Source organism: Alishewanella aestuarii B11 (genome assembly GCF_000280055.1).
Lineage (GTDB): Bacteria > Pseudomonadota > Gammaproteobacteria > Enterobacterales > Alteromonadaceae > Alishewanella > Alishewanella aestuarii.
On the sequence record NZ_ALAB01000021.1, the window covers coordinates 49,836 to 75,580 of the forward strand.

Here is a 25,745-nt window from a genome sequence, read left to right on the forward strand (position 1 = left end):
ACAGGAGCAGATAGACTTTATAAGACTTTAGCGTAGTTGATAACATTGGGCGGTTGAATTTGCTGTCAGAACTGGTTAGGGTGTCAGGGCGCCATTGATTAGTAAAGTGCTTATTATGAATAAATTCACGCTTTGTTACAGCTTATTATTTTCGGCCATACTGCCATTACAAAGTGTGGCGGTAACGCCACAGGAAACCCGTGAGCCGGAAGCGGCTACGGGGCTGGTGCAACAGCAATTGACCCGTCATGCCAATGCGATGGTCGCGGCTGCGCATCCGCTGGCGGCGGAGGCGGGCAAGCGGATCCTGCAAGCCGGTGGTAGCGCTATTGACGCGGCCATTGCCACCCAGTTAATGCTTGGCCTGGTTGAACCGCAGAGCTCCGGGATTGGCGGTGGCGCCTTTATCCTGCATTTTCAGGCTGACAGTGGTCAGTTAACCAGCTTTGATGGCCGTGAAACGGCGCCTGCTGCCGCCGGCCCCTGGTTATTTGCCGAGGACGGTAAAGTATTAGGCTGGCGAGAAGCCTATGTTGGCGGTAAGTCTGTTGGCGTGCCGGGAGTGTTACGGGCGCTCGCTGATGCCCATCAACAGTTTGGTAAGTTGCCCTGGGCTGCGCTCTTTACCGATACCATCGCCGCTGCAGAGCAGGGCTTTATTGTGAATGAGCGGATGGCGAAACAACTGGCGCTGGGATGGAATCAGGGATTAAGGCAGTTGTCACCGGCAAAAGAGTTTTATTACCCGGATAATCAGCCACTGGCTGCCGGTACCCTATTAAAAAATCCCGAGTACGCGGCCTTATTGCGAAAAATTGCCAGCGAAGGTGTCAGCGCCTTTTATCAGGGCGCGAATGCAGAAGCGCTGGTGCGCACTGTCAATCAGGCTGCGGTCAATCCTGGTACTTTGACGTTACAGGATCTTGCCAATTATCAGGCCCAGCAAAAGGATGCCCTCTGCATTCCGTACCGGGTGTATCAGATCTGCTCGATGACCGCACCCAGCTCTGGTGGGGTGGCGGTACTACAAATTATGGGTATGCTGGCGCAGTTTGATTTGGCAGCGCTTAAACCTAACAGTCTGGAAGCTGTGCATCTGATCAGTCAGGCATCGCGCGCCGCCTTTGCCGATCGAGATCGTTATCTGGCTGATCCGGATTTTGCACCGGTCCCGGTGGCGGGTTTGCTGGCTGCGGAATATCTGAAGCAACGCGCGGCGTTACTAACAGGTCGTGATCAGACATTTAGCGCCGGTCAACCTGAAGGCGCCCAGCCACTGGCCAGCAGCCAGGCAGTGGAATTTCCCAATACCAGCCACTTGTCAATTGTCGATGCTACCGGCAATGCGGTCAGTATGACCACCAGTATTGAAAACGTCTTTGGCTCGGGCTTAATGGTGAATGGTTATTTGCTAAATAATCAGCTAACCGATTTTAGTTTAGAGCCTGTCGTTGACGGCGTTTTGGTAGCAAACCGGGTTGAGGGCGGTAAGAGGCCGCGCAGTTCAATGGCACCGGTGATGGTGTTTGATGCCGACAATCAACTGAAACTGGTGATAGGATCGCCAGGCGGCAGCCGGATAATTAATTATGTGGCGCAAAGTCTGGTTGCGGTTTTGGATTGGCAACTTGATGTACAACAAGCCCTGAATTTAGCCCGCTTTACCCATCGCAATGATTATCTGGCGCTGGAAGCCGGTACTGAGCTGGTAGAACTAGCGCCGGCACTGCAGGAGCTGGGTTATCAGGTACAACTGCAGGATCTGAATAGTGGTTTACACGCCATTGAGGTCAAGCCAACCCAGCTTGAAGGTGCTGCCGATCCCAGACGTGAAGGGCGGGTAGCCGGATTTTAACAAGGAATACCTTATGATACAGCAACAACAAGTGGATGCCGTACTGATCCTGAGTATGCAACGCTTTGAAAAGAAAAATGCGCTGAACTTACAGATGTACCGCGAGTTATCTGCGGCTTTGCAAAGTGCTGCGGCAAACCCGGCGATCAAGGTCGTACTGCTGCAAGGCAACGAACACTGTTTTAGCAGCGGTAATGATCTGAAAGATTTTTTATCGGCCGGCGAATTAAATCGCCAGCATCCGGTGGTGGAGTTTCTGTATACCGTCGCCGCCTTTCCCAAGCCGCTGGTGGCTGCGGTAGCAGGGTTAGCGATTGGTATCGGCACCACGGTGTTACTGCATTGTGATCTGGTTTATGCGGCGCCGGACTGCCGTTTTCAATTGCCCTTTACCCAGCTGGGGCTTTGTCCTGAGGCCGCTTCCAGTTTGTTGTTACCACAAATCGCCGGTTACCAGCGTGCGGCACAATATTTACTGTTAGGCGAGGCTTTTAGCAGTGAGCAGGCGGCAGCCTTTGGTCTGGTAAATGAGATTGTGCCTGCTGCGCAACTACTGGCGCATGCTGCCAGCAAAGCGCAAGCATTAGCGGCGTTACCAGCGCAGGCGGTACTGGTTAGCAAAGCGCTGTTAAAAGCCAATAATAAACAAACAGAACACGCGATAGCGACAGAGTTGGCCGAGTTTCAGCAGCTATTACAGAGCGACAGTTGTCAGCAACGATTACAGGCTTTCTTCAGCAGAAAATAGACAGTGGTAATCAGAACGCTGGCAGGTATTGCCAGCGTCTTGTGCTTAACGGATGCTGGTACTGAATTTATCTGCCTGCACTTCGCTGACCAACCAGCTACCACGCTGGCGGATTAATTGTACGGTACGCACTTCCTGCACCCTTTTACCATCAAACTCACCATCCAGAATTAGCTGGATATTGGCATCGTTCTGATATTGCTCGCGCAGGTTACGGCCACTGCGGTTGACATTAATTTGCACGCTATCAAAATTCATATTGTATAAGATGCGACCTGCTTGCCGGGCGGTGCCGTACGATGCCAGTAATTTTGCGTAATCTGCAGTCGCCATGCTTTTGGCTTTGTCCAAATCTTTGGCGTTATAAATAGCGTCGAAAAAGGCTTCAGCAACGCTTTCCGGGTTGCCCTGTTGTGGGCTCAGTTGAGTGTTGCCGTCGCAACCTGATAGCAGCAAAGCAGCCAATAACAGCAGGCAATATTTTTTTAGCATTATGTGTTCACCTGTAGGGGCAAGCCTGAGCCTGCAGTTTTTCGCTAGCAAAATTGTGCGACTATTTAAGCTGGGTGTAAAGTAAAAAGGCCGCTAAGGCGGCCTTTTTGGTTATACCGGCGTTAAGCCAGCATGATTAGTAACGACGACTAAGCACTAAGCTCTTGTTCACTAAACACATTTGCAAATAATGGGCTGGTCAGGTAACGCTCAGCCGCGCTGGCCAGCACTACGACAATATTCTTACCAGCATACTCTGGTAATTCCGCCAGGCGAGCGGCGGCCACAACGGCAGCACCCGAGGAAATCCCAGCCAGAATGCCTTCTTCTTTCATCAAACGGTGCGCCATGGCAATGGCGTCATCGCTGCTGACTTGCTCGACGCGGTCAATCAAATCCAATTCTAATACTGATGGGATAAAGCCGGCGCCAATACCCTGGATTTTATGCGGACCGGGCTTTAATTCTTCACCGGCTTTGGCCTGGGTAATCACCGGCGATTCCACCGGCTCCACCGCGACACTGACCAGCGGGTGATTTTTTTCCTGTTTAAAGAAACGGCTGACTCCGGTAATGGTGCCACCGGTACCGACGCCGGCGACAAAGACGTCAACCTGACCATCCAGATCATGCCAGATCTCCGGGCCTGTGGTTTCAAAGTGGATTTGTGGGTTGGCCGGGTTATCGAACTGGCCGAGGATTAAATACTTATCCGGATTAGAGGCCTGAATTTCTTTGGCTTTTTCAATAGCGCCCTTCATCCCTTTCGGGCCTTCGGTTAGCACCAGATTGGCTCCCAGTGCCTTTAACAGCTTACGGCGTTCTAAACTCATGGTCGCCGGCATGGTCAGAGTCAGTTTATAACCGCGGCTGGCGGCAACAAAGGCCAGCGCAATACCGGTATTACCCGAGGTAGGCTCTACCAGCTCTTTGTCAGCGGTTAAGATGCCACGTTTTTCGGCATCCCAAATCAGCGCCGCGCCCAAGCGGCACTTGACGCTGAAGCTGGGGTTGCGTGCTTCAATCTTGGCATAGACATTCGCGCCTTTAACCACGCGGTTTAATTTGACCAGCGGGGTGCGGCCGATCGACAATGAGTTATCTGCGTATACATTTGCCATAAAAAACTCCAGAATCAGAAGATATTGGTTATAAGAATACGCGTCTTAATAAAAAACTGAAGAAGCATTTGGCTATAAGTTATAGCGGATTGCACTTTAAGTTATGGAAGTTATAAGCTGAGGAAGTTATGTCATTTCAAAGTACTGAAAATTATATTGTCTCCGATGAATTGGCGCTGGCAGTAAATGCGGCTATGACGCTGCAAAAGCCGTTACTGTTAAAGGGCGAGCCGGGTACGGGGAAAACCCGGCTGGCGGAAGAGCTGGCCCAGAGCCTGGGTGCAGAACTGATCCAGTGGCATATCAAGTCCACAACCAAAGCCCAGCACGGCCTCTACGAGTACGACGCCGTATCGCGGTTACGTGATAGCCAGCTCGGCAGTGACAAGGTGCATGACATTGCCAACTACATTAAGCCGGGCAAGCTGTGGCAGGCCTTTACGGCACAGCAGCGGCCGGTGTTGTTAATTGATGAGATTGATAAAGCCGACATTGAATTTCCAAACGATTTATTGCACGAGTTGGATCGGATGAGCTTCTATGTGCATGAGACCGGGCAGCAGGTCAGTGCCGCGCAGCGGCCTATTGTACTGATCACCTCAAACAACGAAAAAGAGCTGCCCGATGCCTTTTTGCGCCGCTGTTTTTTTCACTATATCCGCTTTCCGGATGCCGACATTCTGCGCCAGATTGTGGCAGTGCATTTCCCGCAGATCCGCCAGCAGCTGCTTAGTACTGCGCTGGACGTCTTTTTTGAACTACGCGAGCTACCGGGGCTAAAGAAAAAGCCCTCGACGTCCGAATTACTGGATTGGTTAAAACTGTTACTGGCAGAGCAGATCCCGGCTGAAGTGTTACAGCAAAAGCAACAGCAGGGCGGCCTGATGCCGATGTTTGGTGCCCTGTTAAAAAACGAGCAGGATGTACAGCTGGTTGAAAAGCTGGCCTTTTTGGCCAAGCGGCAAGGGCGCTAAATGCTGGTTGAGTTCTTTTTTACGCTGCGCAAATATGGCCTGAAAAGCAGTATCACTGAGCTGCTGGATTTACTGCAGGCGTTGCAGCAGCAGGTGATTTTTGCTGATACCGAAGCTTTCTATCAGCTGGCCCGACTGACACTGGTCAAAGATGAAAGCCAGTACGATAAGTTTGACCGGGCTTTTGCCGAGTATTTCGAGGGCGTCGCAGCGATAGATCTGGCCAGCCTGATCCCGGATGATTGGTTAATCCCGGATATTATTCGCCAGCTCTCGGCTGAGGATAAAGCTGCCTTGCAGGGCCTTGGTAGTTTAGAAGAGTTGTTGAAGCAACTACGCGAGCGTTTGGCTGAGCAGCAGAAGCGCCATGCCGGCGGCAATAAATGGATCGGTACCGGTGGTACCTCGCCTTTTGGGGCTTACGGCTTTAATCCGGAAGGGGTGCGGATTGGTCAGCAAGGCAGTGGCGCGCGGCGCGCGGTAAAGGTGTGGGATAAACGCGAATTCAAAGATTTAGATAGCCAAAGCGAGTTGAATAACCGCAGTATTAAACTGGCACTGCGTCAGCTAAGACGCTTTGCCCGCAGCGGTGCAGCGACCGAGCTGGATCTGAACGGCACCATTCAGGCCACCTCTGAGCAGGGTGGTTTTCTGGAGCTGCGTTTTGTACCAGAGCGGCATAATGCGGTTAAGGTGCTGATGCTGTTTGATGTCGGTGGCTCGATGGATGATTATATTGAGCTGTGTCAGCAAGTCTTTGCTGCCGTGCGCACCGAGTTTAAACATCTGGAGTTTTTTTATTTTCATAACTGTGTCTACGAAGGTGTCTGGCGCAACAATCAACGCCGGCATAGTGAGCAAGTCAGTGTGCTGGATCTGATCCATACCTATGGTAGTGACTACAAACTGATTTTTGTCGGCGATGCGACTATGGGCCCCTATGAAATTGATTACCCGGGCGGCAGCGTCGAACACTGGAATCAGGAGCCGGGCCGGCTTTGGTTAGAGCGGCTGCTGGCACAGTATCCAAAAGCGGTCTGGCTGAACCCACAACCTGAGCAGTGGTGGCGGCATTATCAGTCAATCAGTATTATTAAAGACATTATGCAGCAGCGGATGCAGCCGTTAACGCTGGAAGGGTTAACCCAGGCCATCAAACTTCTCAGTTAAGCGCAATGCAAAGATGCTGTAAGGATAAAACGAAGCGAGACAGATGTTGACAGTTGAATTGGCAGTAATTTTGTTAAATGCGGTGTTGTTGCTGCTGGCCTACTTCTGGTAGTATCCCAGAGTAGCTGGCGCTGATCTGCGTAAAGTGGCGGTATTTGATACCCTGATAACGCTGCTGGCGTTGTTGATTGTCGGTTCCCGCTTCTGGGGCACGGAGCAAGCTTTTGAACTCTTTGGTTTTAATAGCAATTGGTTCTGGTTTACTCTGGTGACTTATCTGATCCTGGAAATGCCGCTGGCCATCTGGTATTTCCGCCGCTATGGCCCACCGCGCTAGCGGCCTATTCCGGTTCGGCTTGTTGTCTGGCGCGACGTAGCGCCGCTTCGTCACTGGCCGCCTGAATTTCACTGAGGATAGCCTCAAGATCGACAGCACCTTGCTGCTCGTTGTAGCAGCCGGTTAAGGCTTGCCTGGGGTCGAGATTGCCGGCTTCAAATAAGGCCCAGATTTCATCGGCATAGCGGGTTGCCGCCAACTCCGGCGCAAAGCGGGCATAGTAGGCGGTAATATTGTCGACATCGCGTTTCAGCATCCAGCGCGCATTATTATTGGCCGCGGCATCCGCCGCCTGGGGTAAGTCGATAATTACCGGCCCCTCGCTGCCTTGCAGCACATTAAACTCAGACAGATCGCCATGCACCAGGCCTACTGCCAACATCTGCAGTATGGCTTGCATCATCTGATGATGGTCTTGCCGTGCCTGTTCTGCCGTTAAGCTGATGTCATTTAAGCGTGGGGCGACATCGCCTTCGGCATCGACTACCAGTTCCATCAGCAGCACGCCATCATAGCAACCGTAAGGTGTCGGCACCCGGACACCGGCAGCGGCCAATTTAAACAGAGCATCGACTTCAGCCGATTGCCAGCTTTCTTCAGCCTGCTCACGGCCAAACCCTGAGCCTTTTTCCATCGCTCTGGCGCGACGCGAGTTTCTGACTTTACGGCCTTCCTGATATTGGGCTGCTTTTTTAAAGCTGCGCTGGCGCGCGTCTTTGTAGACTTTAGCACAGCAGATCCGCCCGGCGCTTTGCACGACATAGACGGACGCCTCTTTGCCACTCATTAAGGCATAATGCACTTCATCAATTAAGCCTTCCTCCAGCAGAGGGTGTAAGCGGACTGGCGTTCTCATAATGTGGCCTTAACAGAGTGGAGGGTAGTCAGACCGGCAGCGAAGTGCGGTCTGAGCACCATTTGAGTTTTGCGCTTAGAGTTCAAGCTTATAGTTCAAGATAGTGCGGCCAGCCCAGTAGTGGGCTTTGCAGGCCTTGTTTGTGTTCAAACGCATCCAGCTTTTCCGGGCTGGCATCGGTTTGTTGCAATTTTTGATAGTCGCGGCAAAAGTGTAGGGTACGCAGGAGCGCCGGAATAAAATGCTGGCCCAGATCAGCGCGGATCGCCTCGGCGTTAGCCTTGGGTAAGGCCGATAGCACTGCTTCGGTTTGTAGGCTAAGGTAGGTATCATTAAACCAGTGCTCAGCCAGGTTGATTTGTCGCAGGCGTTTTTTCAGATCCTGCTTTACTTTGTCGCCACTACAGAGTGCGCGGTACAGCACGATTTCGGCCAGCACTTCTTCCAGACTAAAGTGTTCAAACTCGTCAAAAACCTGCTGCTGGTAAAAGTGTTGCCGTAACAGTTGCATCGCCTGATGCCGGTGATGTTCAGTCAGGGCTTGCTGATAAGCTTGCCAACCTGGCCAGTCTTCAGCATCCGGCGGCGAGGAAACTTGCTGTAATAGCTGTTCATCGACGTCGCCATATAACGAGGTCTTGCCTGGTACTTTCTTGCTGACCAGACTTAACATCGACCAGCCTTTTTGAAAGGGCTTAACCACACCCTCCGGGCTTAACAGCAGATCTATCGCCTGTCTGGCGTCCCCATCTGACAAGGCCTGCAGGCCCAAACTGGTGATACCAATCACATCGTGTGCGGCCTGTTCTAACAGATGCATCTTGTACTTATTGTAGAATTTATCTGCAAACTTCAGGCTCATCAGCACCGCTTTGCTTTTGATCTGTTGCAGCTGTTCGGCACTGAGTTGTTGCTCAGCGCGTGCTAAGGTCAGGACCTGGCTTAAAAATGGGCCGGCACCCTGCTCACGTACTACTAACTGCATTGAAAAGTCCTTTAATCCAGAAAACTGAACATATCGTCGACTTCGGCAAACTCATCTTCGACCTTGTTCTTTTCTTTCGCCTGCATCACCAGTTCAGTGGCAAATTTGCTGATGATGGCTTCCCAGCCCGATTTTTCATCGCGGATCAAGGCTTTGATCGAGGTTTCAACCTTAGGGGTCAGTTGCCGGATCAGCGCCAGTAAACTTTTCGGATCATCATAGCCAATATTGTGCGCATCTTCCGCTAGTTGCCGCTCGGTATAGCTTTCGGCTTCTTCCAGATGTTCCTCATCTTCGTACAGCTTATCTTCCCAGTAGTTTTCATACTCAAGAATTTCACCGCGATAGATCTCAATAAAGGGGATCGACAGATAAAACAGACCCGCCGGATCTTCGGCTATGCATTCCAGAATTTCTGCCTGTTTTTCTTCGTTGTCCTGAGTGCGGATCAGGTAGGTCAAAAAGTCGAAGGTATGCTGCTTCAGTTCTTCGGCATTATTTTTGATTTTCTCTTCCCAATACAGCGGTTGCTGGCAGACGATGTCGCGGATTTTCTCTGGCGTCATTAACTCGGAAATAATCGAAGGGAACGACAGATCATGCTGGCTGTTAATTTGCGTCAGGGTCACGATATCAATTTGTTCAATGACCTCGGACAGCTGCTCATCGCTCATGGTATTGGCAATGATCTCGAAGCGTTCGCTGGCTTGTTTCGGCTCCACCAGCGCCAGTTGTTTAATTTCATCAGCCGCGATTTTAATCAGCTCAGTACTCATTATTAGCCCTCGTGCTTAAAGCGGATTTCATCGTATTGATCGTCGTAGCCTTCTTCATCGCTATCCTCATCATCGGCATAGGGATCATCATAATCCGCCATATCCTCATCATTTTCATCGTCTTGATAGTCGTCGGCTTGGTCGGTGTCTCGCGATTTGGCAGGTAAAGGCTTATCCTGGCTAAGTAAATACAGCGCAGCGCAGGCCTCAATTAAGACGCTTTCTGAGTAGGCCCGAATGGCTTTAACTAAAGCCAGATCGGCATTATTAAAGGCAACTGAGATTTTAAATTCGTCCCAGGACGGCACCTTGCCGCTGCTGAGCCATTGCTGCCATTTGAGCTTAGCGGCGCTCGGGAACTGCACCCGGCCAAACAGTGCCATCGGCAGGTATTCCGGTACCGACTCCAGCATTTGGGGATCGGCCAGCAATACGGCTTTCATTTTGTTGGTAAATTGTTCCAACGCTTTCGGCTGCTCGGGATCGATATAGGAGTCCATATTTTCCCGGGCATCGGTTGTTAGCTGTTTAATTTTCGCCAGATTAAGTTTGGTCGCCATCTTGGTCTCACGCGTAATATTCGTCCCACAGCTCGCGCATTGCCGCGGCCGGATCATTCACAATAACGTTGTTAAAGTCTTTTAAAAAGGCACTGCGCTGTTTCGGATCGGACAGCACCTCGTAAGCGGTTTTTACCTGCTGTAGCTGTGTCGCGGCCCGTTGTTGTTCATCTTCCGACAAACCATGCAGTTTATCCGGATGATATTTATTGGCCAGCCGCCGGTAAGCTTTTTTGATGTCTTCGTCACTGGCATTCGTTTTTACGCCCAGGATCCGAAAATGATTTTGCATCGCTGTGGTTCCTCAGATCGCTAACGGTTAAGCGCCTTGCGTCGCTAATCTGTCGCGCAGCTATGATAAAGGGCTGATCATAGCAGATTGCACTGCTCAGCACATAGCAGGAGTTTTTTTAAATCGCCCCCTTGTTTATCGCCGGGCGCACCGTCATCATAAGCAGCATAACTGCAATCTGCTGCAGTTGTTGTCGTTGGCGGGAAGTGATGCGCTGGTTCAGTGGTTTAGCCATTTTGTTGTACCTGAGTTTATTGTGCACGCCACAAGGCTTTGTGGTGCACGATTTACGTCTGGCACCACTGGCCGATCAGCAACTGACAGCTGTTACCGCCAAACCACATAGCCTAAATGAGCGCACTCTGGCTGCGGATGACAATGATGACGTTGTCAGCGGTGGCGAAAACGTCGCCCCGGCTGTTACCGCACCGCCGGTAGTCACTGCCTTACCTGCTTTTGCTGCTGCCGGCTTTTATCGGTACTTCAGCGCCCGTGGCCCGCCACAACCCTAATCCCAATCGTTAAGTATCTATATTGGGCGCCCTCTGGGTTTGCCTGTGTTTGGGTTTATGGTAATGGAGCTGTTATGCAGCTATTTCGTAATGATCTGTCGATCAATTTTATGCGTTGGCGTTGGCTGGCCGTGGTGCTGTCCAGCCTTTTAGTGGTGTTGTCTTTAGTGTTATTACTGACCCGCGGTTTGAACTGGGGATTGGATTTTACCGGTGGTACTGTGCTGGAGCTTAGTTTCGCGCAGGCGGCCAACCTCGATCTTCTGCGGCAACAGCTGACGCAGGCCGGCTATGCAGAGGCGGTAGTGCAGTTTTTTGGCAGTACCCATGATGTGTTGGTGCGGTTGCCTTCAGAGGCGGGCGCAGTGCAACAGCAAGTCGGGGAGCAGGTGTTTCGTGCCTTACAGGCGCAGAGTGAGGTGGCAATGACACTGAGCCGGGTCGAGTTTGTCGGGCCGAGCGTCGGTGAAGAACTAAAACAGGATGGTGGGCTGGCAGTACTGGTTGCCTTACTGGGGATCCTGGTTTACGTTGGTTTTCGTTTTGAATGGCGTTTATCCTTGGGTGCGGTATTGGCGCTGGCACATGATGTGATTTTAACGCTGGGCTTGTTTTCACTGCTGCAAATTGAATTTGATTTAACGGTACTGGCAGCCATTCTGGCGTTAATTGGTTACTCGATTAACGATACGATTGTGGTGTTTGACCGGGTACGCGAAATGTTCCGTAAGCTGCGGGATGAAAGCGTATTAGAAACGGTCAATCAGGCCATTACCTCCACCCTAAACCGCACCGTGATCACCTCGGCGACCACTATGCTAGTGCTATTTGTACTGTATTTTAAAGGCGGTGCTTTAATCCATGGCTTTGCCACTGCACTGCTGTTTGGTATTGCTGTGGGAACCTACTCTTCCGTTTATGTTGCCAGCTCGGTGGCAGTGTTACTGGGGCTGAGTCGTGAAGACTTGATGCCACCGAAGCCGGTTGAAACGGAAGAAGGTGAGCCTTTAGTCTAATTAAACCAGCGTGGGTCAATAGCCAGCTTGAAGATTAGCGGTGAGAACTGCTGAAACGCCGCAGCATTATCCGGACATTTAATATTCTCCGGATAATGCCGCTGCCATGGATCATTGACGAGCGCCACCTGATCACCTACCACGGCAACACCCTCGATCGAGGTATTAGCCAGCGGCTCATAGGGCGGGCAACTGCTGTTTGGACGGGTAGGCGCGTAAAAGCGCAGTGGAACCACCTTTGCCGGTTGCTGCCGGCTTAAATCTAGCACCCAGAGCTGATCATCATTGCGTGCCGCGGCCAGCAGATAGCCGGGATGCCCCTCTTTTCTGGCCGGCAGAAAGTCCAGACCATTGATCGGGTGATCTTTGGCATCCGGTACCGGCAGCGGCAACTTGAGATCGGCAACCTGAACAAACTCATCGCTGAGCCAGAAATCGTCGCTATAGGGCGTGACAAAGAGCATCGGCGCATTGGCCTGATTTTTCTCCAGCGCCAGATACAGGTTACGCTGATTATCAAACGTCAGGCCTTCAATGCCATCATTTGGGAAGTTACCAACCTGAGCTGCTGCCGGGAACTGTACTGGCCGCACCGCGACGACCTCGGCAAAGCTTAAGGCTTTATCGGTTCGGATTTTTACCAGTAAGGTCGGATAGGCGGTGGAATGGGTAACGCCGAAGCGCCGGGCGCAATTTGCGGTTAACTGAAATTTGCTGGAGTCTTCGGTGACGCTGATTAGCGTGCTGTCGTCCAGGCGATCCCAGGTCAGGGATTCCCAGTCCGGGTTGCCGGCTAACAGCCCGGCAAAGCAGCTCTGTTTTAGCGCCGGGTTGACGCTAATGGCGAGCGGGGGCGCGACTAGCTGCCCGGTTGCCGGATTGATCCTTAGCAGCTTGTTTCTAAGTGCAGGGGTCGCGCTATTATCGCCAATATGCACCAGTTCACCATGGCGGTAGGTTAACCCTGAGCTTTGTGGGTCGGGTACTGTCTGGCCATTGACATCGGTAAGCCATTGGCCGGCGAGATGCTGTTCGGTTAACCATAGCGCCGGTGTATCTGCGGCGACAGCAAGACTGCCAGCAAGGTTTAGAGTACAGCCAGCGGCGAAAAGTAAAGATGTAACAGCGCGTTTCATTAGCGAATAGTCCTGAAATAAAAAGCGTATTCTGCCAGTGTCGGATGACAATTCAAGTTTTGCTGCGCTACGGGCAACAAAAAACCCGGCGGACCGGGTTGAGTTTGTTAGTGCTTGGCTTTCGCTGCGCTATGCTTTGTCAGCGCTTGGCTGCGTCTACACTTGGCTGTGCGGTTAATAACCCTGAGCGTGCACATCGCGCACAGCACGACCAGACGGATCCGTCAGCTCGGCCATTTTGGCATCCCAGGCCAGGGCTTCCGGCGTCGAGCAGGCAACGGATTTACCACCTGGTACACAGGCAATAGCGCCAGCATGTGGGAAGTGCTCTTCAAAGATCACCCGATAGTAATAGGCTTCTTTGCTGTCCGGCGTATTGACCGGGAAGCGGAAGGCGGCAGTCGCCATCTGCTGATCACTGATCTCTTTCGCGGCATGGGCTTTTAAGCTGTCGATCCAGTTATAGCCAACGCCATCTGAGAATTGCTCTTTCTGACGCCACAGGATCTCATTCGGTAGCAAACCATCGAAAGCCTGACGCAGGATATGCTTTTCCATCTTACCGCCACCGCACATCTTCGCTTGCGGGTTTAAACGCATCGCCACGTCCATAAATTCCTTATCCAGGAAGGGTACCCGGGCTTCAATACCCCAGGCTGACATGGCTTTGTTGGCGCGGTTACAGTCGAACATATGTAAGCGCTCCAGCTTACGCAGCGTCTCTTCGTGGAACTCTTTGGCGTTGGGCGCCTTATGGAAATACAGATAGCCGCCGAAGATTTCATCCGAGCCTTCGCCCGATAGCACCATCTTAATGCCCATGGCTTTGATTTTCCGTGCCATCAGATACATCGGGGTCGAGGCACGGATGGTGGTAACGTCATAGGTTTCTAAATGATAAATCACATCACGCAGCGCATCTAAGGCTTCCTGTACACTAAAATGGATGGTGTGATGCACAGTACCGATGGCGTCCGCGACCTTTTGTGCGGCCGCCAGATCCGGTGAGCCGGGCAAGCCAACGGCAAAAGAGTGCAGCCGTGGCCACCAGGCTTCACTTTGATCATCATCTTCCACCCGGCGCTTGGCAAACTGCTGGGCAATTGCCGAGATCAGCGATGAATCCAGACCACCGGATAACAGCACACCATAGGGCACGTCTGACATCAGGTGGGTTTTAACACTGTGTTCTAGCGCGGCTTTTAACTCCGCCTCGCTGGCCAGGTTATCTTTTACCGCGTCAAACTGCATCCAGTCGCGCTGGTAGTATTTACGTAGCTCGCCAATTTTGCTGTCAAAGTAATGACCCGGTGGGAATTCTTTAATTTGCTTGCACACCGGCACCAGCGCCTTTAATTCTGACGCCACAAACAGTTGACCATGCTCGTCATAGCCATAGTACAGCGGAATAATACCGATATGGTCACGGGCGATCAGGTAGCGGTCTTGTTCGGCGTCGTACAGCACAAACGCGAACATACCATGCAGGCTGTCGATAAACTCAGCGCCGTGCTCTAAATACAGCGGTAGAATGACCTCACAATCCGACTTGGTTTTAAACGGATAGGGCGTGGCCAGATTTTTTTCCAGTTGTTTGTGATTGTAGATCTCACCATTCACTGCCAGAATGTGATTTCGATTATCATTAATGAGGGGTTGGGCACCATTTTCAGTATCTACGATGGCCAGGCGCTCGTGCACCAGAATGGCATTGTCGTTATTCCAGATCCCGGACCAATCCGGGCCACGATGACGTAATAACTTAGATAACTGCAGCGCCTGCTGGCGCAATGCTTTAACATCGGTTCTGATGTCAAGCACCCCAAATATCGAACACATGATAACCTCTGATAATCAAATTAAATAACACATAGTTTGGCAGTATGTACGTCTATACGTACCCCCTGACTGTGCCATGCCCGCTTAAAATTGCAAGTGCTTTTTGGGCTGCTGGGCGAAATTTATCACTGCTCCGATTACTGAAAGTCAATAATGCTGAAAAATTCATCAAAAAGCCGTTTTACCCCACCTGCCGACTGGTCTGCCGCCTTACTAACGGCCAATCCCATTTTTACTGATTTGGTGGCGCGTTTTCCTCTGCAAAACCAGAGTCAGTGGCCCGAACCGGCTCAGCTTAACCACTGGCGGAGTAACACCGACTTTAGCTTTGTTGAAAATGCGCTATTGGAGCAGGATGGCCGTTACTATGAAGATTTTATTTTCGCCACCCGGCAAATCCCGACCCGGGCAGCAAACTGGCATGACTTTTTTGGGGCGCTGATTTGGTGTTTGTTGCCCCGCAGTAAGGCGCTGTTAAACCAAATGCATATCGCGGAGATCGCCCAGTATGGCCAGAAACAACGCACGCCGCTGCGCAATAAGCTGACGTTATTTGATGAGTGCGGTGTGGTGCTTTGTCTGGAACCCTCAGCGGTGGCACATGCTGGCTTACTGCGCGATCACCAGTGGCAACAAAGCTTTTGGCTGCAGCGGGCTGACTGGTGGCAGGGGGTGCGGCCGCTGATTTTTGGCCATGCCATTTATGAAATGGCAGCAGTGCCTTTTATCGGTTTAACTGCCAAAGCACTATTTATCGAGGTGCCAACGGGCTTTAGCCAGTGGTCTTTAACAGATGCTTACACTTTTCTCGATGAAAAGCTGCTGCTGCAAATTGCTAACAATCACTTACTGCTTGATAATCTGCAGCTAACACCGCTACCCTTGCTGGGGGTACCGGGTTGGTACGCCGCAAATCAACAGGCGGAGTTTTATGCAAATACGGATTATTTTCGTCCACGTAGAAGGCCATAACAGGACAGGCAGATGATTGAAATAAAAAATCTGGCCAAGGCATTTGCCCTTGGTAAAGGCAGCAAACTTTCAGATACCGAAAAGCAGGATGTACGCTATGCCGACAAGGAATTCCGCTCAGTACGTGATGTCAGTTTTCACTGTGGGCAGGGTGAAGTATTGGGTCTATTAGGCCCTAATGGCGCCGGTAAAACCACCACCCTGCGCATGCTCTCTACGGCGTTGAAACCGGATGCCGGCTCGGTACTGATTAACGGTGTCGATGTGCTGCGCGAGCCGGTTAAAGCGCGCAAACAAATTGGTTTTTTATCGGCTGATACCGGTCTGTACGGTAAGCTGAGTGCCTATGAAAATATTGCCTATTTCGGCCGACTGCACGGCATGAAGGAGGCCGCTTTAAAGCAACGGATTGATGAGCTGTTCACCATGCTGAATATGCATGACTTCGCCAGCCGTCGTGCCGACAATATGTCGACCGGTATGAAACAAAAAACTGCTATTGCCCGCGCGGTGGTGCACTCGCCGAAGGTGGTGATCCTGGACGAACCCACCACCGGCCTGGATATTATGACGGTACAGACGGTACTGGATTTTATTAAAGGCTTAAAACAGGTCGGTACCCCGGTGATTTTCTCTACGCACCATCTGGATGAAGTGGCCAGCTTATGTGACCGGGTGGTAGTGATTGATAAAGGGATCAGTGCGTTTTCCGGTGATCTGGCGGAGTTTAAAGCCCTGGCACCGACCGGTGATTTGCGTGACGCCTTTTTAGCTGTGTTAAAACAACAATCCAATGAGCAAGGAGCAGCCTGATGTGGCAGGTTTATTTAAAAGAATTAACTGAACTGATGCGTGATCGCAAAACCCTGATTTTTGTGATCTTACTGCCAATTTTTATTTTCCCGGTGATTTTCGGTGTGATGGGGTTGGTGCTATCGTCGACCACGGCCAAAGCGATGCAGGAGCAACACAAGTATGTGATTGTAAATGGGGACCAAGCGCCGGAATTTGCCGAAGCCTTGTTTTACCATAAGAATTTTAAACGGGTTGAGTCTACGCTGACTGCGCCTGAGGAGCTGATAGCCGCTATCCGCGCCGGCGAATTTGCCGTGGCGGTAGTGATCCCGGATGATTTTCAGGCCAAGCAAAGCGCGGTAGAACAAAGCCAGTGGCAACTGATTTATAATCAGTCCAGTCAGCTGGATTTTATGTCGCGGTACTTTAATGAATTACTGGAAAACTATACCGGCCAGTTACAACGTCAGTCTTTATCAGCGCTGGGGGTTGATCCGGTAAAACTGACTGCTATTTTAAAACCGGTGTCGGTACAGAAAGTCGATACTGCTGATAAACGCGAAAATATCGGTGAGAAGTTTGGTGCGCTGATCGCCTATATCCTGATCCCGCTGTGTTTGCTGGGCGCTTCCTATCCGGCCATTGATATGGGCGCCGGTGAAAAAGAGCGCGGTACCCTGGAAACGCTGTTGATCTGTCCGGTTAGCCGCTCGGCCATTGTACTGGGTAAATTCTTAACGGTATTAACTACCGGTCTGGCTGGCGCGCTGATTACCGTCGCCAGCTTCGGGATCTGGGGTGCAGTTATCGGTTCCTTTGCCGGTTTTGCCGTGGTACAGGAGGCAATGGGAGCGATCGCGACCGTCGAGCTGCTGCTGATCTTCCTGATGATCGTGCCCACCTCAGCCATTTTTGCCTCTTTGTTGTTGGCGATCTCTATTTACGCCAAAACCTTTAAAGAAGCGCAAAACTATATGAGCCCGTTGTCAATTCTGATGTTTGTGCCGCTGGCTGCCGCCATGATGCCAGGGGTAGAGCTGACCACCAAGACCGCGATGATCCCGGTGATGAATGTGGCACTGGCCATTAAAGAGCTGATTAAGGGCACCGCCGATGGCAGTATGATTGCGCTGATTTTCGGAGCGACAGTGGCGTTGGCCGCTGCCTTGATTGCGTTCTGTGTGCACTGGTTCCAACAGGAAAAGGTGCTGTTCCGGTAACAGTAGACTTTTTATCCATCAGCATCAAAAAAGCTATTGATAACGATTCGCAATAATATTATTATGGCGCAGTTTTCTGAGAAGAGGCTGCGCCATGTTTGTTTGTATTTGCAAAGCGGTAACGGATAAAGCGATTAAGCAAGCTATTGCCGGCGGTGCCGAAACGATGCGTGAGTTAAAAGCAGAGTTAGGTGTCGGTAGTCAATGTGGCAAATGCGTCTGTCAGGCGCAGCAGATCCTGCATAATGAGCTGGTAAAACAGCAACAATTAATCGACAGTCTGGCCAAGCCAGCTGCGTAAGTATGAATTAATCTGCAATCCCCACCTTTTGCTTATTTTCATTACAACCAAACAACGCCATAATAAGCCCTGATTTTTATCAGGGTTTATCGTTTTGGCATTTTGCTGGCCGGCGGCACTTTGACAGTTAGGAGTTGGGAAATGGATCAGATCAAACAGGTTGCCATTGTTGGCGGCGTGCATGGGAACGAATTCTCTGGCATTTACCTGGTAAAGCAGTATCAGCAACAACCTGAGCAAATTACTCGCAGTAGCTTTACTACCGAAACCGTTTGGGCTAACCCGGAAGCGCACTACGCCAACAAACGCTACCTGCACAGTGATTTAAATCGTCAATTTAAAACCGTCGATCTGGCGAATCCTGACCTGAGTAATTACGAACAAAGCCGTGCCAAGGTGCTGAACGCGCAACTGGGGCCAAAAGGCAATGCCCGCATTGATCTGCTGATTGACCTGCATAATACCACCAGCAATATGGGCGCCTGCCTAATCCTGACGCAAGCCGGCCCCTTTTATAATAAGCTGGCTGCCTACGTCAAAATGAAAATGCCGGAAGCCATTATCTCGCGTGATGAAGATCATTTTGCTGCTGAAGATCATGCACTGATGTGTACCTTGGGTCGCTATGGTGTGCTGGTAGAAGTGGGACCACAGCCACAGTCGGTATTACGACAAGACGTGCTGGAGCTGATGCATCGGATGACGCAGCATATTTTGGATTTTGTCGAGCTGTACAATAACGATGCGTTGCCGGTACTGCCAAAACAAACCGAAGCTTTCCGCTACTTGCACAGTATCAAGTTACCCATGAACGAACGTGGTGAGCGTATTGGCATGGTACATAAAAATGTGCAGGATCGGGATTATCAGCCGATCCATCCGGGAGACCCATTGTTTACCTTATTTGACGGTACCGTCGTTCCCTATCAGGGAGAGACGGTGGTGTATCCGACTTTTATCAATGAAGCCGCTTATTATGATAATAATCTGGCTATGTCATTAAATGAGAAAGTCCTGATTGAATTGTAAGGATGTTTGGCTGTAAGCCATGCTTGGCAGTCAAAAGCTGAAATAACCATAACAGGAAGTTAACTCAGATGTCATTGCGTTACCGGGTGTTGTTACTGGCGTTGTTGTTGTCAGGTTTTGCTGTGTCGGCTGCTGAAAAGTGCAAGCAAGAGCAGTGTCACAATACGGTGGTCTTTATCACAGAGCACAGTATGCCCGGCACTTACCTGAACGAGCAGGGCGTACCGGCCGGTGTCATGGTTGAGCTGGTACAGGAGCTCAGTCGCAGGATGCAGCAACAGGGAGCGTATTTTTTAATGCCCTGGGCGCGAGCCATGCAGCGAGCGCAACAAACCCCAAGATCGGTGTTGTTTGAAACGGTGCGTAATCCGGAGCGCGAAGCCTTGTTCAAATGGGTGGGGCCGGTTAAATTTTTCGATATGCAGCTTTATGGCCCGGCTGAGCTCGCTGGTTTAAGTATCAGTGCCGCTGAACTCAGCCACCGCTATGTTGCTTGTGGTTATCGCGGTGCTTCTTATCAACAAGCTTTAGAAAGCATGGGCTTTAACGAAGGCCAAAATCTGGTTCTAATGTCACGAGCCGGCGATTGTGTGCAAATGTTACGCCTGGGGCGGGCTGAGCTGACCCCACTTAACGTGCTGCGCCATGGACCACGTTTTACGCAGGCCGGGCTGAATCTGGTGCCATTACAGCCGATTAGCGAAGTATCGCTTTATCTGGCATTTTCTTTGGATTTTTCGGACGCTGAAATTGCGCTATGGCAGCAACAACTCGATCTAATGTTCAATGATGGTACGGTACGCAAGTTGTATCAGGACACTTTTTCAGATGAATTGATTCAGCGTTTAGAGCGCGCGGCGCAACTCAGAATTGCAATACAGCAAACCGGGGCAGAGCGTGCTCCGTCAATAGAGGCCGCGCCTGGCCAGGAGCCATAAGCGCGGCTGCTAAGTTTACAGTTGCTGGTAACTGGCTTTTTTCTGAATTAACTCAATCGCATAATTATCCGGATCCCGGACAAAAGCAATCTCGGTCGTACCACCTTTAACTGGCCCGGGTTCCCGGCTGATGACGCCGCCCTTGGCGCGGATTTTGTCGCAGGCGTCGTACACGTTTTCCACCTCCAGCGCAATATGGCCAAAGGCTGAGCCTAAATCATAACTGTCTACACCCCAGTTATAAGTCAGTTCCAGTACAGCGTTACTGCTCTCATCACCATAACCGACGAAGGCCAGCGTATATTTATATTCCGGGTTTTCCGATTGCCGCAGCAATTTCATTCCTAATACTTCGGTATAAAAGGCGATGGATTTTTCCAGGTTACCAACCCGTAACATCGTATGTAGAATGCGCATTTTTTACTCCTATTCGGTTTTCGTTTTGAACTCGCAAAGGTCTTCAATCAGGCATGAGCCGCACTTAGGTTTACGGGCGACACAGGTGTAACGGCCATGCAGAATTAACCAGTGGTGGACATCCAGTTTAAACTCGGCGGGTACCACTTTTAGCAGTTTTTGTTCCACCTCATCGACATTCTTACCCGGCGCCAGTTTGGTACGGTTAGATACCCGAAAGATATGGGTATCGACCGCTATTGTCGGCCAGCGAAAGGCGGTATTCAGTACCACATTAGCCGTCTTACGGCCGACACCCGGCAGTGCCTCCAGTGCCTCGCGTTCCTCGGGCACTTCGCCATTGTGCTGCTCGACCAGGATGCGGCAGGTTTTAATCACATTCTCAGCCTTAGTATTAAACAGGCCAATAGTTTTAATATAGTCTTTTACGCCATCTACGCCCAGTGCCAGCATCGCGGCCGGCGTACGTGCGACCGGAAACAGTTTACGGGTGGCTTTATTAACGCCCACATCAGTGGCCTGCGCTGAAAGCAGGACCGCAATCAGTAACTCATAAGGTGAGCTGTATTCGAGCTCGGTAGTCGGGTTTGGATTGGCCGCACGCAGGCGGCTTAGCATAGCAATACGTTTGTTTTTATTCATGCGTTGTTTGTCTTATTGCACCGAGCCGGTAACCCGGGCGCGGGCAATACTGCCTTTTTCAATGATCTGCCGCTTAGCCAGGCGCTGGTCAATACTGTTCTTTAACGCAATCAGCAGCCCCATACCAATAAAGGCGCCTGGCGGCAGCATCGCCAGTAAGAAATGATTGTCGCTGTGAAATACTTCAATTCGCAGTACTCTGGCCCAGTCGCCCAACAATAGCTCAGCACCGTCAAACAAGGTGCCCTGACCCAGCAGCTCGCGCATGCCGCCTAACACCAGTAACACCAGTAAAAAGCCCAGCCCCATCATCAGCGCATCAATAGCGGACGGTAACACCGGGTTTTTCGACGCAAAGGCTTCGGCGCGGCCGATAATGGCGCAGTTGGTAACAATCAGAGGAATAAAGATCCCCAGTGATTGATAAAGCCCGAAGGTAAAGGCGTTCATCAGCAGCTGCACCACTGTCACAAAGCTGGCAATAATCAGTACGAAAATTGGGATCCGGATTTCATTAGGTACGTGTTGGCGTACCAGAGATACCACGATATTCGAACCGAGTAACACCAGTAGCGTTGCCAGGCCCAGCCCCAGCGCATTGGTCAGGGTACCTGTTACCGCCAACAGTGGGCAGAGCCCGAGTAACTGCACCAGGCCAGGGTTATTTTTCCATAGCCCCTGCAGGCTAAGCTCTTTAAATTGACTCATGGCATGATCTCACAATTTGCCGTGGCGTCTGCCAGTTCCGGGTGTTGTTGCACGAAGCGGGCGGTGCGATAGATGGCATTGATCACCGCTCGGGGGGTAATGGTCGCGCCGGTAAACTGGTCAAAGTCACCGCCATCTTTTTTTACCGCCCAACGTTTGGCATCGGCCTCGGTTGCGCTCTGGCCGCTAAAGGCATAAATCCAATTATTTCGGCGGCTCTCAATTTTATCACCCAGCCCCGGTGTTTCCTGATGGTTCAGTACCCGGCTGCCCAATACTTCGCCGCCAGGCGTTACTGCAACCAATAAATCGATATTGCCGCTGTAACCGTCCGGTGCTGTCGTTTCGACAATAAAGGCTTTTAGCTGTTGCTGAACGCGCCAACGGTATACCGCCTGAGCTGTGCTGCGCCCCAGCGCCTCAGGTGCCGTTACCTGGACACAATCGGCCAGTAGGGTGCGGACATCGGCTGGCTCGGGCAACACCTCCTGCAGGGTATTCATCCGGCTTAACAGCTGTTGTTCGGCAATGCGCTCTGCCGTGAGCTGATTTATGGTACCAAGAATAGCGACACAAAGCAGGGCGACCAGTGCCAGGATCAGGGCATTTTTACTGATAAAGCGGATCATTTCAGGTTCCGTTTTGCTTTGTGGCCATAGGTGCGGGGCCGGGTATAATAATCAATCAAGGGGACGCTCATATTGGCCAGCAGCACTGCGAAGGCAAAGGCATCCGGATACCCGCCATAGCTACGGATCAGGTAGACCAACAGACCAATTAAAGCGCCATACCAGAGGCGGCCTTTATCGGTAGTAGAGGCTGAAACCGGATCGGTGGCAATAAAAAAAGCCGCCAGCATAGTCGCGCCGCTAAACAGATGGAATAGCGGGCTTGGGCTGGCACCGGCTGAACCCAGCCAGAATAACAGCGAAGGCACGGCCAGACCTGCCAGCACGGCTGCAGGAATACGCCAACTGATCACCTTTTGTTGGATCAGTAGCAGTCCGCCCAGTAAGTACGCCAGATTCACCCATAACCAGCCGGCACCGGCAAAGCTATAAAATACCGGCCGTTGTAAGCTTTCTGCCAGCGTCATCCCGGCCGCCAGATCCTGACGCAAACTATCCAGCGGCGTCGCTTGTGTACTGCCATCAACGCCTTGTTGTAGCTGCGACAAACTAAAGCCACTGCAGCTGTACTCGGTAAATACCATACAAAACGCATCGAGCGGGCTGAGCGCGACCGGCTGTAAACTGACCGACGGCAGCCATTGCGTCATCTGTACCGGAAAAGAAATAAGCAGCATGACATAGGCGGCCATCGCTGGATTAAACAGATTGTTACCCAAGCCGCCATACAGCTGTTTCACCATCACAATCGCAAAGGCCGTACCTATCACAATCAGCCACCAGGGCGCATAGGGCGGTATTGCGATCGCCAGCAGTACCGCGGTTACCAGGGCACTATGATCAAGCAGGCGCGGCAATACCGCTTTCTGGCGCAACCGGAGGATCAGGGCTTCGCAAAGCCAGGCGGTACAAATAGCCAGCAGCAGTTGCACCAGCACACCGTAGCCGAAAAAGACTGCCTGTACTGCTATACCGGGCAGGGCAGCCAGCGCCACCCATTGCATCAGACTGCTGGTGGTGCGTTGGTTATGGTGGTGTGGTGAGCTGGCTATTTTAAAGCTCATTCTGTTTTACTCTCTTCACTGTCTCGTTGTTCACTGAGCTGTTGCTCAGTAGTCTGGTGCTCAGTACTCTGCTGCGCTTTGCGGGCTTTGGCGCGGGCCAGGGCGGCGGCGACTGCGGCTTTGCGCGGGTCGTCATTGCCGGCAGTGTCAGGCTGTATCCCAGTATCAGGCGCCAGGCTTTGCTGTGCTGTTGTCACAGCGATGTCTGCCGCAGCAGGCTTAACTATGGCTGTTTCTTGTGCCGGCGTTGCCGATTGCTTTGCTTTGGCTCTGGCCAGTGCTGCGGCAATAGCCGCTTTACGCGGATCTTCCTGCATCGCAACTGCATCTGCGGCCACAGGCTCTGTTACTGTTGTTTCTACGGTCGCTGTTACTGATTGTTTTGCTTTGGCTCTGGCCAACGCTGCAGCAATAGCGGCCTGGCGCGGATCTTGCTGTTCGGGTTCGGCAGCGATGGCAGAGGGTTCTGCCATGGTGCTATTGGTCTGCCCTGCTTGTCGGGCTTTGGCTCTGGCCAGGGCGGCGGCAACGGCGGCTTGGCGTGGGTCGGCTGCTTCTGGTGTTGTTGGCTCAGCGGCTGAGGTTTGCTCTACAGTAGGGCTGGAATCGGCATCTGCCTGACGCGCCTTAGCACGGGCGATGGCAGCGGCGACGGCAGCGGCTTTATTGTCCAACGAGCTGTCAGATGTGCTGGCCGGCGTGCGGTCTGCCACACTGGCTGCGGCTGCAGCCTGTTTCTGCGCCTGATATTCACGGGCTTGTTGTTTTTTCAACTCGCGTTCGGCCAGAATTTGTTGATGATCTTTGGCGCTATCGGTTGCCTGCAGCGCTGCTTTTTCCGCTTGTTGGGCTTTAACCCGCGCCAGAGCTTCGGCAACAGCCTGGTTTTCATTCGGTTGCGCCTGCTGTCTGGCGGCCGCCAGTTGCTGATTGCGCGCCAGGCGCTGCTGCTTTTCCTGCTCCAGCCGGGCATTGCGGGCTTCAAAGCGGGCTTTTGCCTGCTCTGCTTTTAAGGCTTCGCGTTGTTGCTCACGGATCTCGGCCTTGGCCACGCGGTAATATTGCACCAGTGGAATTTCACTGGGGCAAACGTAAGCGCAGGCACCACACTCTATACAGTCAAACAGGTTGTATTCCTGCAGCTTTACCGGATCCCGGGCCTTGCTGTACCAGAGCAACTGCTGGGGTAATAGTGTAGCCGGACAGGCATCCGCACATTGGCCGCAGCGGATACAGTCCAGTTCAGGACCATTATCCGGCAGTTCGTCGCGGGTTGGTGCCAAGATACAGTTAGTGGTTTTCACAATGGGTACCGCCAGATCCGGTAGCGTAAAGCCCATCATCGGGCCACCCATAATGACCTTCTGCTGTGCTTCGCTTTGAAAGCCACAAAAATCCAGCAAGGCACTGACAGGAGTACCCAGCAGTGCCAGTACATTTTGTGGCTGGCGCAGCGTTTCGCCGGTCACCGTAACAATTCGCGAGATTAACGGCTGATCATCCAATACTGCCTGAGCAATAGCAAAGGCCGTGCCGACGTTTTGCATTACGATGCCGATATCAGCTGGCCGGCGGCCGGCGGGAACCTCTTTATTGGTGAGCAATTGGATCAGCTGCTTTTCACCGCCAGACGGATATTTAACCGGGACTTCCCGTACATAGTAGTGTTCGCGTTGGCTGCAGGCGGCTTTAAGGGCGGCGATTGCAATAGGTTTATCCGCTTCAATCCCAATCAGCACCGCCTTGGGGTTTAGTAGTTGACACAGAATATCAATACCTTTGACGATGGTAGTAGGTGCTTCCTGCATCAGGGCATCATCGGCGCTGATATAGGGTTCGCACTCCACGGCATTAATAATCAGATAATCTACCGGTTGCTGCATTCCGGCTTTTAAATGCGTTGGAAAGCCAGCGCCACCCATGCCAGCAATACCGCTATCCTGGATCCGCTCCAGTATTTGATGCCGGCTGCTGGTGGCAATATTCAGTGGCCGCCGCTCGCGCCATTCGTCTTTGCCATCCGGAACTAAGACTATCACCGGCTCAGGTAGGGCTGAAGGGTGAGCGCTGGTATGCTGGCTGATACTATGAATAACACCTGAGGTTGGCGCATGTACCGGTACCGTCATAGAATTATCGGCGCTGGTTAAGGCTTCACCCTTGAGTACCCGTTGTCCGACAGCGACAATCAAACGGCCGGCAACACCAATATGCTGACGTAATGGCAGATAGAGCCGATCTGGCAGCGGTAACTGCGCCACCGGCTTACTACTGGTTTGACTTTTCCGTACCGGCGGATGGATGCCACCGTGAAAGTCCCACAGGGTGCCGGCCTGAATTTGCTGAAATAAGGTTGGCAAA

General features: G+C 51.9%; 28 protein-coding genes. 13 read left to right on the forward strand and 15 right to left on the reverse strand.

Annotated elements, in window-relative coordinates; translation table 11 throughout:
• Nucleotides 1-115 precede the first annotated feature (115 nt).
• Nucleotides 116-1,855 carry a gamma-glutamyltransferase gene (gene ggt / locus AEST_RS07420; RefSeq protein ID WP_008608177.1) on the forward strand — a complete coding sequence of 580 codons (1,740 nt, stop codon included), beginning with the start codon at nucleotides 116-118 and terminating at the stop codon, nucleotides 1,853-1,855.
• A gap of 13 nt (nucleotides 1,856-1,868) precedes the next feature.
• Entirely contained in the window at nucleotides 1,869-2,603 is a 735-nt protein-coding gene (locus tag AEST_RS07425) for an enoyl-CoA hydratase-related protein (protein WP_008608178.1), read from the forward strand.
• A gap of 45 nt (nucleotides 2,604-2,648) precedes the next feature.
• Here AEST_RS07425 and AEST_RS07430 read toward each other — a convergent pair whose 3' ends face one another.
• Nucleotides 2,649-3,095 (reverse strand): hypothetical protein, encoded by a 447-nt coding sequence (locus tag AEST_RS07430; protein ID WP_008608184.1) that lies wholly within the window; start codon nucleotides 3,093-3,095, stop codon nucleotides 2,649-2,651.
• A 149-nt stretch (nucleotides 3,096-3,244) separates the two neighbouring features.
• Entirely contained in the window at nucleotides 3,245-4,216 is a 972-nt protein-coding gene (cysK, locus tag AEST_RS07435) for a cysteine synthase A (protein ID WP_008608185.1), read from the reverse strand.
• Nucleotides 4,217-4,344: 128 nt separating this feature from the next.
• Here cysK and AEST_RS07440 point away from each other — a divergent pair, with 128 nt between their 5' ends.
• The 3 genes from AEST_RS07440 to AEST_RS07450 all read left to right on the forward strand — a co-directional run bounded on the left by AEST_RS07440 (nucleotide 4,345) and on the right by AEST_RS07450 (nucleotide 6,697).
• A complete protein-coding gene (locus AEST_RS07440) occupies nucleotides 4,345-5,190 on the forward strand; it encodes an AAA family ATPase (protein ID WP_008608188.1) in 846 nt (281 codons plus the stop codon).
• Complete coding sequence (locus AEST_RS07445; protein ID WP_008608189.1) at nucleotides 5,191-6,360, forward strand: vWA domain-containing protein; 1,170 nt, start codon at nucleotides 5,191-5,193, stop codon at nucleotides 6,358-6,360.
• A gap of 145 nt (nucleotides 6,361-6,505) precedes the next feature.
• Nucleotides 6,506-6,697 (forward strand): hypothetical protein, encoded by a 192-nt coding sequence (locus AEST_RS07450; protein WP_008608190.1) that lies wholly within the window; start codon nucleotides 6,506-6,508, stop codon nucleotides 6,695-6,697.
• A gap of 4 nt (nucleotides 6,698-6,701) precedes the next feature.
• Here AEST_RS07450 and AEST_RS07455 read toward each other — a convergent pair whose 3' ends face one another.
• The 5 genes from AEST_RS07455 to atcJ form a co-directional block, all read right to left on the reverse strand.
• The gene (locus AEST_RS07455; protein ID WP_008608192.1) at nucleotides 6,702-7,553 is read right to left on the reverse strand and encodes a PA4780 family RIO1-like protein kinase; all 852 of its coding nucleotides are present in this window, start codon (nucleotides 7,551-7,553) and stop codon (nucleotides 6,702-6,704) included.
• Between the two features lie 88 nt (nucleotides 7,554-7,641).
• Nucleotides 7,642-8,538: a cold adaptation protein AtcC gene (gene atcC, locus AEST_RS07460; RefSeq protein ID WP_008608193.1), complete on the reverse strand. Its 897-nt coding sequence runs from the start codon at nucleotides 8,536-8,538 to the stop codon at nucleotides 7,642-7,644.
• 11 nt (nucleotides 8,539-8,549) lie between these two features.
• Nucleotides 8,550-9,314 (reverse strand): cold adaptation protein AtcB, encoded by a 765-nt coding sequence (gene atcB, locus AEST_RS07465; protein ID WP_008608194.1) that lies wholly within the window; start codon nucleotides 9,312-9,314, stop codon nucleotides 8,550-8,552.
• A 2-nt stretch (nucleotides 9,315-9,316) separates the two neighbouring features.
• Nucleotides 9,317-9,874 carry a cold adaptation protein AtcA gene (atcA, locus tag AEST_RS07470; protein ID WP_008608195.1) on the reverse strand — a complete coding sequence of 186 codons (558 nt, stop codon included), beginning with the start codon at nucleotides 9,872-9,874 and terminating at the stop codon, nucleotides 9,317-9,319.
• Between the two features lie 7 nt (nucleotides 9,875-9,881).
• Complete coding sequence (gene atcJ / locus AEST_RS07475) at nucleotides 9,882-10,166, reverse strand: cold adaptation protein ActJcold adaptation protein ActJ (protein WP_008608197.1); 285 nt, start codon at nucleotides 10,164-10,166, stop codon at nucleotides 9,882-9,884.
• A 209-nt stretch (nucleotides 10,167-10,375) separates the two neighbouring features.
• Here atcJ and AEST_RS07480 point away from each other — a divergent pair, with 209 nt between their 5' ends.
• Both AEST_RS07480 and secF read left to right on the forward strand, forming a co-directional pair.
• Nucleotides 10,376-10,678: a hypothetical protein gene (locus tag AEST_RS07480; protein WP_008608198.1), complete on the forward strand. Its 303-nt coding sequence runs from the start codon at nucleotides 10,376-10,378 to the stop codon at nucleotides 10,676-10,678.
• 74 nt (nucleotides 10,679-10,752) lie between these two features.
• On the forward strand, nucleotides 10,753-11,694 hold the full coding sequence (secF, locus tag AEST_RS07485) for a protein translocase subunit SecF (protein WP_008608201.1): 942 nt from the start codon (nucleotides 10,753-10,755) through the stop codon (nucleotides 11,692-11,694).
• Here secF and AEST_RS07490 read toward each other — a convergent pair.
• Together AEST_RS07490 and asnB are read right to left on the reverse strand one after the other, a co-directional pair.
• Nucleotides 11,691-12,830, reverse strand: coding sequence for a hypothetical protein (locus AEST_RS07490; RefSeq protein ID WP_008608203.1), 1,140 nt, complete (start codon nucleotides 12,828-12,830; stop codon nucleotides 11,691-11,693). The two genes, secF and AEST_RS07490, sit on opposite strands and share 4 nt — an antisense overlap.
• Nucleotides 12,831-13,004: 174 nt before the next feature.
• Nucleotides 13,005-14,669, reverse strand: coding sequence for an asparagine synthase B (asnB, locus tag AEST_RS07495; protein WP_008608204.1), 1,665 nt, complete (start codon nucleotides 14,667-14,669; stop codon nucleotides 13,005-13,007).
• A gap of 153 nt (nucleotides 14,670-14,822) precedes the next feature.
• Here asnB and AEST_RS07500 point away from each other — a divergent pair, with 153 nt between their 5' ends.
• The 6 genes from AEST_RS07500 to AEST_RS07525 all read left to right on the forward strand — a co-directional run bounded on the left by AEST_RS07500 (nucleotide 14,823) and on the right by AEST_RS07525 (nucleotide 19,924).
• On the forward strand, nucleotides 14,823-15,641 hold the full coding sequence (locus AEST_RS07500) for a DUF3025 domain-containing protein (protein WP_008608205.1): 819 nt from the start codon (nucleotides 14,823-14,825) through the stop codon (nucleotides 15,639-15,641).
• 12 nt (nucleotides 15,642-15,653) lie between these two features.
• Nucleotides 15,654-16,454: an ABC transporter ATP-binding protein gene (locus AEST_RS07505; protein WP_008608206.1), complete on the forward strand. Its 801-nt coding sequence runs from the start codon at nucleotides 15,654-15,656 to the stop codon at nucleotides 16,452-16,454.
• The gene (locus AEST_RS07510; protein WP_008608207.1) at nucleotides 16,454-17,656 is read left to right on the forward strand and encodes an ABC transporter permease; all 1,203 of its coding nucleotides are present in this window, start codon (nucleotides 16,454-16,456) and stop codon (nucleotides 17,654-17,656) included. The genes AEST_RS07505 and AEST_RS07510 overlap by 1 nt, the downstream gene beginning before the upstream one ends.
• Before the next feature lie 94 nt (nucleotides 17,657-17,750).
• Complete coding sequence (locus tag AEST_RS07515; protein WP_008608208.1) at nucleotides 17,751-17,957, forward strand: bacterioferritin-associated ferredoxin; 207 nt, start codon at nucleotides 17,751-17,753, stop codon at nucleotides 17,955-17,957.
• Nucleotides 17,958-18,098: 141 nt separating this feature from the next.
• Nucleotides 18,099-18,986 carry an aspartoacylase gene (locus AEST_RS07520; RefSeq protein WP_008608210.1) on the forward strand — a complete coding sequence of 296 codons (888 nt, stop codon included), beginning with the start codon at nucleotides 18,099-18,101 and terminating at the stop codon, nucleotides 18,984-18,986.
• 68 nt (nucleotides 18,987-19,054) lie between these two features.
• The gene (locus tag AEST_RS07525; protein WP_008608212.1) at nucleotides 19,055-19,924 is read left to right on the forward strand and encodes a substrate-binding periplasmic protein; all 870 of its coding nucleotides are present in this window, start codon (nucleotides 19,055-19,057) and stop codon (nucleotides 19,922-19,924) included.
• A 15-nt stretch (nucleotides 19,925-19,939) separates the two neighbouring features.
• On the opposite strand, the gene gloA is transcribed toward AEST_RS07525, so the two are convergent.
• Genes gloA through rsxC form a run of 6 tightly spaced genes read right to left on the reverse strand, consistent with a single transcriptional unit; the run spans nucleotide 19,940 to nucleotide 25,744 of the window.
• Complete coding sequence (gloA, locus tag AEST_RS07530) at nucleotides 19,940-20,341, reverse strand: lactoylglutathione lyase (RefSeq protein ID WP_008608213.1); 402 nt, start codon at nucleotides 20,339-20,341, stop codon at nucleotides 19,940-19,942.
• Nucleotides 20,342-20,350: 9 nt separating this feature from the next.
• Entirely contained in the window at nucleotides 20,351-20,983 is a 633-nt protein-coding gene (gene nth, locus AEST_RS07535) for an endonuclease III (protein WP_008608214.1), read from the reverse strand.
• A gap of 12 nt (nucleotides 20,984-20,995) precedes the next feature.
• Nucleotides 20,996-21,691, reverse strand: a complete 696-nt coding sequence (locus AEST_RS07540; protein ID WP_008608215.1) for an electron transport complex subunit E — start codon at nucleotides 21,689-21,691, stop codon at nucleotides 20,996-20,998.
• Nucleotides 21,688-22,320, reverse strand: coding sequence for an electron transport complex subunit RsxG (gene rsxG / locus AEST_RS07545; protein WP_008608216.1), 633 nt, complete (start codon nucleotides 22,318-22,320; stop codon nucleotides 21,688-21,690). Before rsxG ends, AEST_RS07540 begins: the two co-directional genes overlap by 4 nt.
• Nucleotides 22,317-23,384 carry an electron transport complex subunit RsxD gene (rsxD, locus tag AEST_RS07550; RefSeq protein ID WP_008608217.1) on the reverse strand — a complete coding sequence of 356 codons (1,068 nt, stop codon included), beginning with the start codon at nucleotides 23,382-23,384 and terminating at the stop codon, nucleotides 22,317-22,319. The genes rsxG and rsxD overlap by 4 nt, the downstream gene beginning before the upstream one ends.
• On the reverse strand, nucleotides 23,381-25,744 hold the full coding sequence (rsxC, locus tag AEST_RS07555) for an electron transport complex subunit RsxC (protein WP_008608219.1): 2,364 nt from the start codon (nucleotides 25,742-25,744) through the stop codon (nucleotides 23,381-23,383). Before rsxC ends, rsxD begins: the two co-directional genes overlap by 4 nt.
• Between the last annotated feature and the right edge of the window lies 1 nt (nucleotide 25,745).

Bases quoted from the DNA above. Each gene is read 5' to 3' on its own strand.
- asnB (WP_008608204.1), bottom strand. From the start codon at position 14,669: ATGTGTTCGATATTTGGGGTGCTTGACATCAGAACCGATGTTAAAGCA.
- AEST_RS07500 (WP_008608205.1), top strand. From the start codon at position 14,823: ATGCTGAAAAATTCATCAAAAAGCCGTTTTACCCCACCTGCCGACTGG.
- AEST_RS07510 (WP_008608207.1), top strand. From the start codon at position 16,454: ATGTGGCAGGTTTATTTAAAAGAATTAACTGAACTGATGCGTGATCGC.
- atcC (WP_008608193.1), bottom strand. From the start codon at position 8,538: ATGCAGTTAGTAGTACGTGAGCAGGGTGCCGGCCCATTTTTAAGCCAG.
- atcA (WP_008608195.1), bottom strand. From the start codon at position 9,874: ATGGCGACCAAACTTAATCTGGCGAAAATTAAACAGCTAACAACCGAT.
- gloA (WP_008608213.1), bottom strand. From the start codon at position 20,341: ATGCGCATTCTACATACGATGTTACGGGTTGGTAACCTGGAAAAATCC.
- AEST_RS07490 (WP_008608203.1), bottom strand. From the start codon at position 12,830: ATGAAACGCGCTGTTACATCTTTACTTTTCGCCGCTGGCTGTACTCTA.
- AEST_RS07525 (WP_008608212.1), top strand. From the start codon at position 19,055: ATGTCATTGCGTTACCGGGTGTTGTTACTGGCGTTGTTGTTGTCAGGT.
- cysK (WP_008608185.1), bottom strand. From the start codon at position 4,216: ATGGCAAATGTATACGCAGATAACTCATTGTCGATCGGCCGCACCCCG.
- nth (WP_008608214.1), bottom strand. From the start codon at position 20,983: ATGAATAAAAACAAACGTATTGCTATGCTAAGCCGCCTGCGTGCGGCC.
- atcB (WP_008608194.1), bottom strand. From the start codon at position 9,314: ATGAGTACTGAGCTGATTAAAATCGCGGCTGATGAAATTAAACAACTG.
- AEST_RS07515 (WP_008608208.1), top strand. From the start codon at position 17,751: ATGTTTGTTTGTATTTGCAAAGCGGTAACGGATAAAGCGATTAAGCAA.
- AEST_RS07540 (WP_008608215.1), bottom strand. From the start codon at position 21,691: ATGAGTCAATTTAAAGAGCTTAGCCTGCAGGGGCTATGGAAAAATAAC.
- ggt (WP_008608177.1), top strand. From the start codon at position 116: ATGAATAAATTCACGCTTTGTTACAGCTTATTATTTTCGGCCATACTG.
- atcJ (WP_008608197.1), bottom strand. From the start codon at position 10,166: ATGCAAAATCATTTTCGGATCCTGGGCGTAAAAACGAATGCCAGTGAC.
- AEST_RS07520 (WP_008608210.1), top strand. From the start codon at position 18,099: ATGGATCAGATCAAACAGGTTGCCATTGTTGGCGGCGTGCATGGGAAC.
- AEST_RS07455 (WP_008608192.1), bottom strand. From the start codon at position 7,553: ATGAGAACGCCAGTCCGCTTACACCCTCTGCTGGAGGAAGGCTTAATT.
- rsxD (WP_008608217.1), bottom strand. From the start codon at position 23,384: ATGAGCTTTAAAATAGCCAGCTCACCACACCACCATAACCAACGCACC.
- AEST_RS07430 (WP_008608184.1), bottom strand. From the start codon at position 3,095: ATGCTAAAAAAATATTGCCTGCTGTTATTGGCTGCTTTGCTGCTATCA.
- AEST_RS07440 (WP_008608188.1), top strand. From the start codon at position 4,345: ATGTCATTTCAAAGTACTGAAAATTATATTGTCTCCGATGAATTGGCG.
- AEST_RS07480 (WP_008608198.1), top strand. From the start codon at position 10,376: ATGCGCTGGTTCAGTGGTTTAGCCATTTTGTTGTACCTGAGTTTATTG.
- AEST_RS07505 (WP_008608206.1), top strand. From the start codon at position 15,654: ATGATTGAAATAAAAAATCTGGCCAAGGCATTTGCCCTTGGTAAAGGC.
- AEST_RS07425 (WP_008608178.1), top strand. From the start codon at position 1,869: ATGATACAGCAACAACAAGTGGATGCCGTACTGATCCTGAGTATGCAA.
- AEST_RS07445 (WP_008608189.1), top strand. From the start codon at position 5,191: ATGCTGGTTGAGTTCTTTTTTACGCTGCGCAAATATGGCCTGAAAAGC.
- rsxG (WP_008608216.1), bottom strand. From the start codon at position 22,320: ATGATCCGCTTTATCAGTAAAAATGCCCTGATCCTGGCACTGGTCGCC.
- secF (WP_008608201.1), top strand. From the start codon at position 10,753: ATGCAGCTATTTCGTAATGATCTGTCGATCAATTTTATGCGTTGGCGT.